The 13,851-nt window shown below is 31.5% G+C and carries 8 protein-coding genes, 2 tRNA genes and 4 pseudogenes; 3 read left to right on the plus strand and 11 right to left on the minus strand.

Annotated features, from left to right (window positions below):
* Positions 1–1,252 precede the first annotated feature (1,252 nt).
* From V5787_RS07650 to V5787_RS07665, 4 genes and pseudogenes are all read right to left on the minus strand, one after another.
* On the minus strand, positions 1,253–1,876 hold the full coding sequence (locus V5787_RS07650) for a gluconate 2-dehydrogenase subunit 3 family protein (RefSeq protein ID WP_336892662.1): 624 nt from the start codon (positions 1,874–1,876) through the stop codon (positions 1,253–1,255).
* A 12-nt stretch (positions 1,877–1,888) separates the two neighbouring features.
* Positions 1,889–2,104, minus strand: a pseudogene (locus V5787_RS07655) (GMC oxidoreductase); the annotation flags it as partial.
* An 18-nt stretch (positions 2,105–2,122) separates the two neighbouring features.
* Positions 2,123–3,154 (minus strand): annotated as a pseudogene (locus tag V5787_RS07660) (Gfo/Idh/MocA family oxidoreductase); the annotation flags it as partial.
* A gap of 231 nt (positions 3,155–3,385) precedes the next feature.
* Positions 3,386–3,579: pseudogene (locus V5787_RS07665) on the minus strand (ISAs1 family transposase); the annotation flags it as partial.
* Positions 3,580–3,762: 183 nt separating this feature from the next.
* Here V5787_RS07665 and V5787_RS07670 point away from each other — a divergent pair.
* Positions 3,763–4,950, plus strand: a complete 1,188-nt coding sequence (locus V5787_RS07670; protein ID WP_336892663.1) for a Gfo/Idh/MocA family oxidoreductase — start codon at positions 3,763–3,765, stop codon at positions 4,948–4,950.
* A 380-nt stretch (positions 4,951–5,330) separates the two neighbouring features.
* Here V5787_RS07670 and V5787_RS07675 read toward each other — a convergent pair whose 3' ends face one another.
* The 5 genes from V5787_RS07675 to V5787_RS07695 all read right to left on the minus strand — a co-directional run bounded on the left by V5787_RS07675 (position 5,331) and on the right by V5787_RS07695 (position 8,570).
* On the minus strand, positions 5,331–6,668 hold the full coding sequence (locus V5787_RS07675) for an MATE family efflux transporter (protein ID WP_336892664.1): 1,338 nt from the start codon (positions 6,666–6,668) through the stop codon (positions 5,331–5,333).
* A 72-nt stretch (positions 6,669–6,740) separates the two neighbouring features.
* Entirely contained in the window at positions 6,741–7,652 is a 912-nt protein-coding gene (locus tag V5787_RS07680) for a peptidoglycan DD-metalloendopeptidase family protein (RefSeq protein ID WP_336892665.1), read from the minus strand.
* 153 nt (positions 7,653–7,805) lie between these two features.
* The gene (locus tag V5787_RS07685; protein WP_336892666.1) at positions 7,806–8,120 is read right to left on the minus strand and encodes a DUF6787 family protein; all 315 of its coding nucleotides are present in this window, start codon (positions 8,118–8,120) and stop codon (positions 7,806–7,808) included.
* 116 nt (positions 8,121–8,236) lie between these two features.
* Positions 8,237–8,312: transfer RNA gene (locus V5787_RS07690), tRNA-His, on the minus strand.
* A gap of 180 nt (positions 8,313–8,492) precedes the next feature.
* A tRNA-Val gene (locus tag V5787_RS07695) sits at positions 8,493–8,570 on the minus strand.
* Between the two features lie 536 nt (positions 8,571–9,106).
* Here V5787_RS07695 and V5787_RS07700 point away from each other — a divergent pair.
* Positions 9,107–9,775, plus strand: a complete 669-nt coding sequence (locus V5787_RS07700; RefSeq protein ID WP_336892667.1) for an NAD(P)H-binding protein — start codon at positions 9,107–9,109, stop codon at positions 9,773–9,775.
* Between the two features lie 100 nt (positions 9,776–9,875).
* A complete protein-coding gene (locus tag V5787_RS07705) occupies positions 9,876–11,309 on the plus strand; it encodes a transporter substrate-binding domain-containing protein (protein WP_336892668.1) in 1,434 nt (477 codons plus the stop codon).
* Between the two features lie 87 nt (positions 11,310–11,396).
* On the opposite strand, the gene V5787_RS07710 is transcribed toward V5787_RS07705, so the two are convergent.
* A complete protein-coding gene (locus V5787_RS07710; protein ID WP_336892669.1) occupies positions 11,397–13,133 on the minus strand; it encodes an ABC transporter ATP-binding protein in 1,737 nt (578 codons plus the stop codon).
* 583 nt (positions 13,134–13,716) lie between these two features.
* A pseudogene (locus V5787_RS07715) lies at positions 13,717–13,851 on the minus strand (IS1595 family transposase); the annotation flags it as partial.

Genomic DNA, 13,851 nt, shown 5'->3' on the forward strand with positions numbered 1-13,851 from the left:
TTTACCCCTGGAATAGTCCTTGTCTATTATTTTTGAAATTCGATCCCAATCGATAAGACTATTTATTTGACTAAAAAATATAGCTTTTATCTTTCTTGTGCGTAAATCACAAATGCTATCTGAAAAAGTAGGTGTTATTTGTAGTTTCATACTTAAATATACGCCTTAACAAACTAACAAACAATGATATACAACCTAAGTTTGGGTCTTTGTTTTTGTCATGTACCTTGCAACGGTCTTAATTCCAAAATTATCAAAGTATGCTTTAGAAAATAATATTGATAAACTAAAAGCTTAGTTTTATAATATTATGTTAAATAGAAGTAGTGTGCTTTTACCCAGATGGAGCGTTGGAAAAACGGCCTCACTAGAATTTTGGATAAAACAATAGGTGAAATATTTTAGGGGGTCTAGTAATACATTTTGTTAAGAATTGTTGCTATACAATACCTTCAAAGCAATCTTAATAAGTTACAATGTTTTCTGAAATATAGTGAATGAACCGTAATCGTTTCCAAAATTATATGCAGCCTTGTATTTTTGTTTTAAGACAAAAGATAATGAAAAAAGAAAAAAAGATGAATTGAAATACAAAAGTTAACAAGTGTATAGAAATTTTGAGCAAGGATAATGCGGTTGGGAAATTTTATACTCTTATGGCAAACTAACGAAAAGTTCGTGAAAAAAAATATAACGTGAATATTCTCACCAACGAAAAGTTTAAAACGAATCTAAAAGTTAGCTTTTTTTTGGCGTTGGCAAGCGATGGAAAATTGTGTTTAAAAAAATTACTGCGACAGCATAATTATTTTTAAAAAGCAATCGAGCGTTTGGCAGCGGCAATTTTACATAATGACGAATTATAGCTACAAATGTTTAACGAGAAACTTCTTATAAATCACGTATTTGAAAATACTTGAACAATTGTACAGAATATTAAAATTATAAGAAAAGCAAAACACGAATATTTAATGACCCAAGTACAAAGGCTTATTATGAAGAACTAAACATTCTGGGATATTTTACATAATATTCAATTATAGCTATCAAATAAACCTAGAAGTTTACAAGCCGTAATTTCTTTTAACATAATTGTTGACGATATAGACCTAAAGGCACTATATCTACAATTATGTGTAAATAGCCTAAAAAACGGCTATACAGAAATTACTGTGTATTTGTACTATAATTTACATTATGTTAAATAGGTTTTATCACAACACCTCTTTTGTGCTTAGTTATTCCAATATAATTAGATGGACGAAATATTTCCAACTTCAGTAACAGGTACACAAGACTCATAATAACCAGGAATTGGTGTATAATTAAGAATTTCTGTTCCAACTTGCTTTGAACTATAGAATCCTAAAAGTGTATATTCTCGGATAAATATTAGAAATTTGTATATATAATAGATTTCCTTTTGTCTTGTTTTTTTTGCATCCTGCTTCATCAATTCAAAAACTTGCTTTTGTGTTTCAGGTGTTAGGTTAAAATAGATTTCCAAAATAATGTTATATTCCTCTCTAAATCCTTTTTCTACCTCCTTATCAAACATGTTTTTAAATTTTTCTTCAAAAATAAATGCTCCTTTTACAAAAATATCCTGCTCTTTTTTAGGTAAAATATCATTTAAAATAAGATCTATAAACTGTGGTGTATGTATATCCAGTGCACCAGGAGTTTTTGATGACGGTAGGATTAAATCAGATAATTGTTCTACCATAAAAGCTTGAGAATCACTCAAAAAAAGAGGTTTCCACTGCTTGTTTTTATCTGAATTACAGGAAGATAATAGTTGAATCAATGTAGGTGTTGAAATAGCACAACCTACTGTAGACAAGGACATTATTTTTAATAAGCTTCTTCTATCCATAATTAAAATCTATTATTTTTTTACTTGTTCAGCTGCATGATGTGCTGCCCTAGCTGTTAAAGCCATATAAGTCAAAGAAGGGTTTTGATAAGGTGAAGAAGTCATACAAGCCCCATCGGTAACATACACATTAGGCACCTCATGCACTTGGTTATTTTTATTAAGAATAGATGTTTTTGGGTCATGTCCCATTCTTGCTGTTCCCATTTCATGAATCGCATTGCCTGGAAAAGAGGGTCTATCATGACCGTTTTCTTCATTCAATGCAAACTTTTTACGAGTCCTTACGGATTCCGAAAAACTTGTAATTTGCTCTTCAGGATCAGGCATCGTATCAATCATCTTTTTCAAATTTGGAATTGTAGATTTAAATCCATTGTATATTTTTCCATTTGGTCCTTCTATATATGCTGAATTTTTATCTTTATTTTCTCCATCTAAAATAATCTGACAACCATCTGCGTATGTGTATGTAATTTTCCTCCAGGTGCCAATTGCATCGTAATGTTGCTGAGGAGCATCTACTTCTACTTTCACTGGACTTGTATTATCCTTTCCTAAGAAATACTGTACAGGATCTATATAATGTTGCCCCATATCTCCCAATCCACCACCGTCATAATCCCAATACCCTCTAAATGTTGAATGAACACGATGTGAGTTATAAGCTTTCTCAGGTGCAGGCCCAAGCCACATATTATAATCCAATTGATCTGGAATAGCTTGCGGCATCAAATTCTCTTTTCCTACCCAGTAAAACTTCCAGTTAAACCCTGTTATTCCACTAATGGTAACTTTTAGAGGCCAACCCAGTACACCACTATCTACAGCTTTTTTCAAATTTTTAACTGGAGTCTTCATTCCGTAGAAGTTATCTTTGAATCTAAACCATGTATTCAATCTAAACATGGTTCCATGAACTTTCATTGCTTCGACTACTCTCTTCCCTTCACCAATAGTTCTTGTCATTGGTTTTTCACACCAAACATCTTTTCCTGCTTCAGCAGCCATTACAGACATTATACCATGCCAATGCGGTGGTGTTGCAATATGTATAATATCAATATCCGGTCTTTGTAAAACTTCTCGGAAATCGCGATATCCTTTTACATTATTCCCAACCTTTTTAAGTGTATTTTCCAAGTGTTTTCTATCTGCATCACAAATAGCCAGTAGTCTTGTTCCTTCATACCCTAAGTGACTTTGCCCCATTCCTCCAACTCCGATTACGGCTTTGGTGAGTTGATCACTTGGGGCAATAAAATTAGTTCCACCCATAACATGTCTGGGTATAATTGAGATTCTTAAAAAATTAATTAGTATTCACACACTAAAACCTGCCAAATAATGATATCGTCTACTGAAGTAAATAATCCTCGAAGCTTAGCTTGAGGATTATTTACTTATTGAGTATATTCAATCAATACCGTCCTAAATAAATTCCAGGTTTAATCAAAAGTATTAATTTCATTACTAACTCACGTTACTCACCCAAATCCCAGGGCAAACTCACACTTTTATGTTTAGCCTTTTTAACAGATAATCATGATTCCACCTAGCTTTAAGTCTCTTGCCAGCAACACCTTGTTTTCAGTTTTTTTATTTTTCAATAGATTTAGTGCTATCCTAAGTAAAATTGAATAATTTTGAGCTGTATTGTTCTTTCTCTTTCTTGAAGCATCTTGTGAGAAAGCAATATCTAATATCATTTGAATGTTAAAATGTTATAAGCCTTACAAAGCTTCATCATTTGGTAATTCTTTTATGAAAATCAGTAAATCTTGATCTTTGAAAACGGCCATAACCCTTATATGTAGAACCAAAATATACAGAAATTAAATGACTAAATCAGTCTATTTAATTCAAAAAAGTTGTACTTTTAAAACATGGATAGAAGGAAATTTATAAAAGCAAGTGGAATTGCATTAATCGGAACAACATCTGTTTTATCTAATGTTGGATTTGGCTTATATAATAATAAAAATATAAATATTGGTGTTATTGGAACTGGAAGCCGAGGTAAAGGACTTATAAGCTTAATAAACGAACTTGAGAATCTAACCCTTTATTCTTGTTGTGATAATTTACCTTTTCGTTTAGAAGAAGGTTTAGCTCGTGCAGGAAAGGGAGTTAAAGGTTATTCAAATTATAAAAATCTTTTAAATGATGAAAATATTCATGCTGTAATTGTTTCTACAACATTTAGCGCACATGCAGAGGTTACTAAAGCTGCTATTGAAGCAGGTAAACATGTTTATAGTGAAAAAACCTTAGCTAAAAATTATTCAGGTATTAAAAGTTTGGTAAATATCGTTAAAACGTCTAATAAAGTATTTCAAACTGGACATCAATATCATAGTTCTAGATTATATGAACATGTTGTAGGTCTCATTAAAAATGGAAAAATAGGAAAAGTATCTGCTTTTGAATGTCAATGGAATAGAAATGGTGATTGGCGAAGAAAAGTTGATAATCCAGATTTAGAGCGCGCTATTAATTGGCGGATGTATAAAGAATACTCTGGTGGACTTTTGGCTGAATTAAGTTCACATCAAATAGATTTTGTTAATTGGGTTTTAGAAGCTACTCCAGAAAAAGTTATGGGTGTAGGTGGTATCGATTATTGGAAAGATGGGAGGGAAACTTATGATAATATTCATCTTATTTATTCATATCCAGAAGGTGTTAAAGCTAAATTTAGCTGTTTAACAAATAATGCAAATGAAGGTTATCAAATAAAAGTTTTGGGAGATAAGGGAACTATATTGTTAGATTACGATAAGGCATGGTTTTACCCTGAAGGAAATAAGAATGTTACTCATCAGGATCTGGATGGTGTTTCTGGTGCTACTGCAAAAGCCGAAATGGGTTATGGCGAGGCTATTAAAGTCTTACATGAAGAACCGACAAGACAAGCTTTGATAGATTTTAGAGATAATATTTTTAATAAAACGCTTCCGAAATCCAATTTTATAACAGGAGCAAAAACAGCTATATGTGTTCAAATGGGTTTAGATGCGATGTATAATAATGACATAGTTCATTGGCCTACAGATTTTAATGATTTAGTTTGAGTTATTCCAAATGAATTTCAGATTGGTTGATAATAAATTTGAATTATTTTTTTCTTTAGATGAAATAAAAAATATAAGCATAACCTAGATTAGGGTACTATTTTATATTGAAATATAAAGGAAATAGAAACTAATTTAATCAATCATTTTGATGTTTATTTGATATTAGAATATATAAAGTGGGGAGCTGTTTTTTATAGACAATTGTTTTGTATATGAATTTATTTAATAAACTCTCCTTTAAATCAAAACACCCAGTGAAGTTCGTAAAATGGCTAGATTTGGTATGTTCTAAATTTACTTAGAACATAATTTATAAAAAATTGAATATCTTGTTTCCCTCCGCTATTATTTTTAATAAAAAACAAGAGAATAGAGTCTTATATATTAAGCTTTCTAGTTTCTTTTCGTAAAAAATAATAAGTGACTAGGGTTGCTCCTACATCAGCAATTGGAAAAGCATACCAAACACCATACAATCCATAATAATTGGGTAAAATAAACAACATTGGAATTAAAAAGAATCCCTGTTTGGATAAGGTTAGTAACAAAGCGGGTAGGGCTTTTCCGATCGATTGAAAATAGGCCCCTCCTATCATATTTACTGCTATCAACGGCGTTGCTAAAAATATCAAACGTATTGCAGGTACAGTTTGTTTTATCAATACAGGATCATTTGTAAAAACCATTACAATATAGTCTGCCGAGCTCATTATAATTGTGAAAATAACCAAAGCGATAAAAGTAGCATTTTTCATAGATAAACGGATTAAACTTTGTACTCTTCCATATAATTTAGCCCCGTAATTATAACCTAATATAGGTATCGTTCCCTGGGTGATTCCCAAAACAGCAAAATTGGCAAACATCAATAATCGACTCGCAATTCCGTAAGCAGACAAGGCCATTTCTCCTCCCTTAGTAAACAAGATATTGTTTAGAACTACCGACAATAGACTAATTGCCCCTTGTCTGGCTAAAGTTACGGAACCGATGGCGCCAATTTCCTTTATAATTGAAATATTGGGTCTGAAACCAGTAAGCCTAATTTTTATTTGAGAATTTCCTTTGATAAAAAACCACAGAGTAAACAATGCACTCAACAGATAAGAAATACTGGTAGCCCAAGCAGCTCCTTTGATGCCCATATCAAAAGTAATGATAAACAAAGGGTCTAAAATAATATTTGTCAAAGCAGGAATCATTAAGGTATACATAGCGATCCTAGGATACCCTTCGGCTCTAATCACATGGTTGCTCATCATAGACCAAGCTAAAAAAGGAACCCCAATTAAGGTAATGCCAAAATAATCTCTTGCGGGTTGTAATATTTTTCCTTTTCCTCCAAAAACATTTAGAACCTCGTTTTGAAACAGATACCCTAATAATACAAAAGTTAAGGATAAAAACAGGGTGAGTAGCATCTGATTTCCAAATACCTCATAGGCTTTTTTTTTATTATTTTCTCCAAAAGATCTAGAAATAATAGAAGCACCTCCAGCTCCTATGGCCATACCTATACTAGAAATTAAAAAAGTAATCGGCATCACAACCGTAATTGCACCAATACCATACACTCCTACCCAACGACCTACAAAAATAGTATCTACAATTCCGTAAACCGACATCACCAATATTCCAATTGCTGCAGGAATGGATTGTTCTTTTAATAACAAACCTAAGGGGGCAGTTCCAAAATTATTTTTTTTATTTCCCATAAAACTTATAAGATCTCACTACTGTTTTTTTAAAAACACAAGTTGAAGATATAAAAACGAACAGATCATTTGTCAATTGACAGACAGCCTTTGACCAATTCGCAATATTGTTTTTTGATTGATTTTATTGGTTTTACATAAATTGGTTACTGAAATTTGGTATTTGTGTGAAATAAAAGAAAGTGTATCTCCTTTTTTTATGATATGATATGTAATTGAAGGCTCTGTATTTTTAATTGCCTCTTCAATACTTCTATATACATCTATGTTTTCTGTTCGACTCGAGTTTTGTGTAAAAGGCTGTGACCACTTTTTTGTCACCCAACTTTCAGTGGCTCTAATATTATTATCTTCACCAAAGTCGAAAAAATACTCTGGATTTAAACTAGTTCCTTGAAAGCGAACTTCTAGGTGTAAATGGCTTCCTATAGCATTTCCTGAAGCGCCTCCTACCCCAATAACTTGTCCTTTTTTCACAGAATCATTAGCTTTAACTAATTGTTTAGATAGATGCGCGTAAACCGTCTCTAAACCATTGAAATGACGAATGATAATTAGATTTCCGTAACCATTGTTCCATTTTACATACCGCACCTTTCCATCTAACATAGCAACCACTTTATCACCAGTGTGTAAATCAATATCAATTCCTTTATGAGCCGATCCATTTCTCCATCCGAAATGAGAAGTAATCACTTTCTTTTTTAATATAGGAGAAGTAAAAACAGAGTCTTTAAATTTGACGTATACAGGAAATTTTATTTGGGTATCTTCATAAGCATTGATTCGATTTGTATGCCAGTTATCGACTATCCAATCTTTTTCTGGGACTTTGATTACTTCTAGAACAGGAACTCTTGAGAAATCACCAATTATTATTTCCTCTAAGATTTGTATTTCCTGAGCAATTTGATGTTTATTGGACTGTTCATTTGTCGTGTTTTGGGCAGTTCCTAAAACAGAAACAAGCCCAATTATAACCATAAAATGATATGTTTTAGTCCTTCTTTGTAAAGTGTTAGTGATTGTAAAAAACAAGAAAATCTATTTTAATTCCGTGCAAAGATACTATCTTTAATGATGATTTATTATTTTGAAATGTTTGAAAAATGTTAAAAATAGGTTTCAAAACTAACTTTAGTTCTTTTTTTCTTTAAAAAAACGTTTAAATCCCATACGTTTTAACATTTTTTTCTCCATCTTCCAAAAGAATCTAAACTGACCAAAACACCAACCTACCAAAGGTAAAGTTGTCTGATAGATCAAGAAAACCAAAAAAATACGTACTGGCCAAAAAAACCAACCTGCTGTGGTTTTGTAATCCAAACCAATCAGTTCTGTTAAGGGATGTGCGATATAAGATGCAAATGAACCATTGACAGAAAACACAATAAAAATAAGGACAACATCAAAATTTGATTCGATTCCCCAACGTTGTTTTAATTTATCCATTTTACTCTATTTTGGCTGCAAAAATAAACTTTTTTAGCAGACAGAGATTGTTTTTTTAAATTATCATTATAAAACTAAAAAAAAGGTCTGTAAAAAACAGACCTTTTAAAAACTATGGGTGGAAGACGGGACTCGAACCCGCGACACTCGGTACCACAAACCGATACTCTAACCAACTGAGCTACAACCACCATGTTTAACGGCTGCAAATTTACATTTTTTTTTCAATTTAAAGACTATTTCTTGTTTTTTTACAGATCAATTAAATTTCTTTTATCAATAGTTTTTTTCTCAGGGAAATATAGAAGATAGCAAAACTTAAAGAGAGAGAAAACAAAAAAGTCTACACTTTCGTGTAGACTTTTTAAATCTTGGTGGGCAATGAGGGATTCGAACCCCCGACCCCCTCGGTGTAAACGAGGTGCTCTGAACCAACTGAGCTAATTGCCCTTAGCGATTACAAATATAGTTGGTATATTTATATAAACAAGTGTTTTATTGAAAATAATATTTTTTTTCATGGAGCTTTTTTCTTAGTCTTTTGATGTTTAATTATATAGCTTTTTTATTTTTTTAATATTGCTTGTGAATGGTTATAGAAACCAAGATTTCTATCGAGTTTCCATGGTGAAAATTATTTACAATTTGATTAGATCTTTATTTTATTATGAATTTGTAACTAATCACATGTAATATCCGTTTCGAATATCACAACTAGAAAAATTTAAGAGTTAAAAAAAGAATCTAAGTTTTTTACAGGTTTCCTAAATTGCGAAATTATAAAGTAATACAATCATTGCAGCTGAGAAAACGAGTTGTCGATATCAATTAAAGACAGAGTAAATAAAAAATGATGCATCAGTTAGAAATATTATTAAATTTACCTATTCTTTAAATAAAAACAACAATATAGTTACGCTTGAGCTAAATATATACACAACAAAAACTTACTCTATGACTTTTAAGCAATCAATTAAGACAAAAAAATGAAGAAAATAGCGATTATTATTGGAGCTACTGGAGCTACTGGAAAAATCATTCTAAAAAAATTACTAAAAGACAAACGGTATAAGAAAATTAAATTATTTTCTAGATCTAGCTGTGGAATTCAACATGTAAAAATTGAAGAATATCTAATTGACCTTTTAGAGTTGGAACAGCATTCTAAAAACTTTATTGCTAATGAAGTTTATTGTTGCATTGGAACCACAAAGAAATTAACACCAGAACCCGTAATTTATAAAAAAATAGATTTTGGAATTCCTTTAACAGCTGCTGAGCTAGCCAAGAAAAATGGAATTCCTACTTTTTTAGTTGTCTCCTCTTTAGGGGCGAATGCAAATAGCAGTACCTTTTATACAAAAACAAAAGGCGAAATGGAAAATGCTATCAATCAATTGAAAATTCAAAAAACCTTTATTTTTCGTCCCTCACTTCTTCTAAGAGCGACTAAAGAATCTAGAATTTTTGAAACCATTGCCGGAAAAGTTATGATTATCACAAGTTTTCTGTTTGTAGGTTCATTAAAAAAATACAGAGCTATTAAAACGGAAAATCTCGCAAAAGTGATGATACTATTGGCTAATTCTAAAGAAAAATCTAAAATCTTAGAATCAGATAAAATTCAATTTATAAGTGATCATTGTGAGATATAAATACTCAGATCATTTTTTTTGAAAACCCCTTATATAAGTAGAGATCTCAATAACGAGAAATAATTTGTATTTTAACTAAATCAATTAAGCCAATCTATCAATGAAAAAACTGATTCTAATCTACATATTAACTATTGTTGTATCTTGTAAATCTGAGGGTGAAAAAGAAACAATAACTCAAGTTAAACCAATTACTTACAACAATAGAAGCTTAGAAGAAATTAAAAAATCGGGTTTTATAAAAGTTTCCACTGCCTATAGTGCTACCAGTTATTTTTTATACAAAGGGAAACCAATGGGTTTTGAATATGAACTTATGGAGCGGTTTGCTAAGTATTTAGGAGTTAAATTAATAATAAGTATTGCCAATGATCTGGATAATTTAATTCCTGATTTACAAATAGGAAAGATTGATTTAATGGCCTATGGTCTTGCAATTACCAATGAAAGAAAAGAAAAAGTTGATTTTTCGGAAGCTATCTATCTCACCAAACAAGTATTAGTACAAAAGAAACCTGATAATTGGCGTAGCTTGAAATGGAATACCTTAGAAAAATCGATTCTTCATAACCCAATTGACTTGTTAGGTAAAACTGTGTCTGTTAGAGCAGCGACATCTTATAGAGAAAGACTTGAACACTTATCAAGTGAACTTGGAGGCGATATATATATAGATACTTTAAAAGGTGAATTAACAACGAATGAAATTATTAAATTGGTAGCTGATGGGAAAATTAAATATACGGTTGCCGATGATAATATTGCTAAAATAATGGCCTCCTACTACCCTATTTTAGATATTAGTGTTCCTGTTAGTTTTGCTCAGAGAATTGCTTGGGCTACAAGAAAAAATTCACCTGAGTTATTAAAAGAATTAAATAACTGGATCGTAAAATCTAAGAAGGATGTCGATTATTATGTGATTTATAATAAGTACTTTAAAAACAAAAGAAATTTTAAAAAAAGAATTAAAAGTAAATTCTATAGCATCAATAGCAATCAAATAAGTGAGTACGACGAGTTGATAAAAATAGAATCTCAGAAATTAGGTTGGGATTGGAGATTGGTCGCTTCACTTATATATCAAGAATCTAAATTTGACCCAAAAGCAAAATCTTGGGCTGGTGCAAGTGGATTGATGCAGATAATGCCGTCTACGGCAAAAGAGTTAGGAGTTGTCAATAGTGATAATCCTATGCAAAGTATAGCAGGAGGCACTTTGTATTTAAAAACAATTTGGGGAAAATTTAAAGGAGTAAAAGATAGTTTACAACGACAAAAATTAACAATGGCCTCTTATAATTGTGGCTATTTCCATGTTTTAGACGCACAAAGACTCACTGATAAAAGAGGATTGGATAAAAATCAATGGGATGATAATGTAGAAAACATAATATTAAATCTAAGTCATAAAAAATATTTTTCGGATCCTGTGGTTAAATATGGCTACGTTAGAGGTACTGAACCTTATAACTACGTAAATCAAATTTATGATCGATATCAACATTATAAAGAATTTATTAATATTCAATAATCCGAAAGTTGATTGCATTGTTTTATAAGTGATGTGAAAAATTAATTTTGCATTTATTGTTTTGGTTAAAAGATTAGAGTATCGAGTTTAGATTCTACTTTGATAGGTGAAAAGCTCAAAATACCTTCCTTTTTTAAGAATCAAATCATCGTGTTTTCCTCTTTCTACAATATTACCTTCTTCAATGACCAAAATCTGATCAGCTTTTTGAATGGTACTCAATCTATGTGCTATGACAAAAGTTGTTCTGTTTTTCATCAATACTTGTAAGCTCTTTTGAATAAAACTTTCACTTTGTGTATCCAAATTGGAAGTAGCTTCATCTAAAATTATAATTTTGGGATCCGCCAAAATAGCTCTTGCAATGGATATTCGTTGTCTTTGACCTCCAGACAATTTGACTCCACGTTCTCCTATCACTGTTTCTAATCCCATTTCAAAACGATCTGTAAATTCATTTACATAAGCTCCTTTCACTGCTTCTTGTAATTGCTCTTCCGTGGCATTTGGTTTTGGAAATAAGATATTCTCCCTTATAGTTCCTTCGTATAAGAAATCGTCTTGAAGCACTACTGCCAGGTGTTTTCTAAAGCTACTGAGGTTGATTGTAGATAAGTCTACTCCATCCAATTGAACCGTTCCCGAAGTTGGGGTTAAAAAAGTAGCTGCCAAACCAGCAATCGTAGATTTTCCTGAACCAGAAGAACCGACCAAAGCAGTAACAGAACCCGCTGGAGCATCAAAATTAATCTCGTGTAAAACTTCTTTAGTTTCTTCATATCCAAAAGAAACATTTACAAATTCTACCTTACCGATAAAACCCTTTAAAACTACAGTTCTTTGCTTTGGATCATCTTCTTCTTTCATTTGCATTAGCTCTTGTGTTCTATCCAAACCAGCCATAGCTTCAGTCAATTGACTTCCAATATTACTCATTTGAACTATGGGAGCAATCATAAAACCTAAAAACAGTGTGAAAGAAATAAACTCACCATAACTCATGGTATTGTCCATCATAAAGTAACCACCAATCCCCATAATACTAGCCGACGCCAGGCCCAACAAAAACGTAGAAGAACTCGTAATTAGTGCTGTAACAGTCAAGCTCTTTTTTACATTTAAAAACAAACGCTCTACTCCTAATTCAAAAACTTTGCTTTCTTGCTCTTCGGCATTAAAACCTTTAATAACACGAATTCCATTTAAAGTTTCTGTCAGTCTTCCTTTTACTTCTGCATTAATTTTTCCACGATCTTTAAAAACAGGTCGAATATAGCCAAAGGCTTTTAGAGCTACAAAGGCGAATATTATTACAGGTACTAGTACACAAAAAGTCATGAGTGCATTGATATTTATCAAAACAATTAAAGAAATAATAGCAGTAAATGTTCCGCCAACCAATTGTACCAATCCAGTACCTACAAGATTTCTCACTCCTTCTACATCCGACATTACACGTGAAACTAGAGCTCCCGACTTGTTATTATCAAAAAATAGGATGGGTAATCTTAATAATTTATTTTGTATTTCTGCACGTAGAACTGAGATAAGATGCTGTGCTTCTACGCTAAGAATTCTTGTCAAATAAAAAGAAGATAATGCCTGAATCAAAATAGCAAAACAAACGGCTCCTAATAACCAAAACAAACTATGAATATCTTTTGAAGGGATTATATCATCTATTAAGGTTTTGCTTGAATAAGGCAATACCATACCCGCTAAACTTCTAAAAATGATTAAAACAATCCCTACGAATACTATTTTTTTTCTCGGCCAAATGTATTCTTTAAATGCCCACGAAAAGGAAACTTGATTTTTACTCATATTTATAGGTTAACGAATATTGAGCCATTTCAATGAGTTTGACAAATAGTCAGATAATAGATCTTTATGCAAAACATAGGCTGTCTAAAAGGCTTCTTTTTTTCCAGAAAACAAACACATAACAATTACTGGAAAACAAGTAGCAATCATCACATTAACAGAATGACACGTTCTTTATTCTGTCTCGATCTTTTATTTATTTCAGCGGGTTATTCCATTTTAACATTTAAATGACGTATTAATGCTTCGATATTTGTATTGTGGTTTCACGAGACCTATATTGTAACATGCTCACATTGTGAATCTTAATAATTAATATGATCTTTTATTAAATGATTTAATCTTGGAATTGAAAGATTTTGATAAAGATATTTTGTCTGTACCTGTTGACTTGTAAAATGGATTTTTTAGACAATCTTCTGAATACCCAAAAACGGATCCTTCTATTTACTTTAACACTTTCGTAAATAGCATTAATACCAAATAAACATCAAAATGATTGATTAAATTAGTTTCTATTTCCTTTATATTTCAATATAAAAGAGAACCGTAACCTACGGCTATGCTAATATTTTTTACTGAGCTATACGCCTAGTGTCTGTTTTGTATTTTTTTGATATTTAGGTTTTTGTAGTACCATTCTAAGAATTGTTTTATGAAAAATGGATTCTTTGTATTGTGACCTATTAATTCTAAAACAAAATTCATCAAAATATGC

The sequence above is a fragment of the Flavicella sp. genome (assembly GCF_037132785.1).
In the GTDB taxonomy this organism is placed as follows: Bacteria; Bacteroidota; Bacteroidia; order Flavobacteriales; family Flavobacteriaceae; genus Flavicella.

Excerpts from the sequence above, each read along its gene's own strand:
- V5787_RS07670 (WP_336892663.1), top strand. The coding sequence starts at position 3,763 with ATGGATAGAAGGAAATTTATAAAAGCAAGTGGAATTGCATTAATCGGA.
- V5787_RS07675 (WP_336892664.1), bottom strand. The coding sequence starts at position 6,668 with ATGGGAAATAAAAAAAATAATTTTGGAACTGCCCCCTTAGGTTTGTTA.
- V5787_RS07685 (WP_336892666.1), bottom strand. The coding sequence starts at position 8,120 with ATGGATAAATTAAAACAACGTTGGGGAATCGAATCAAATTTTGATGTT.
- V5787_RS07700 (WP_336892667.1), top strand. The coding sequence starts at position 9,107 with ATGAAGAAAATAGCGATTATTATTGGAGCTACTGGAGCTACTGGAAAA.
- V5787_RS07705 (WP_336892668.1), top strand. The coding sequence starts at position 9,876 with ATGAAAAAACTGATTCTAATCTACATATTAACTATTGTTGTATCTTGT.
- V5787_RS07650 (WP_336892662.1), bottom strand. The coding sequence starts at position 1,876 with ATGGATAGAAGAAGCTTATTAAAAATAATGTCCTTGTCTACAGTAGGT.
- V5787_RS07680 (WP_336892665.1), bottom strand. The coding sequence starts at position 7,652 with ATGGTTATAATTGGGCTTGTTTCTGTTTTAGGAACTGCCCAAAACACG.
- V5787_RS07710 (WP_336892669.1), bottom strand. The coding sequence starts at position 13,133 with ATGAGTAAAAATCAAGTTTCCTTTTCGTGGGCATTTAAAGAATACATT.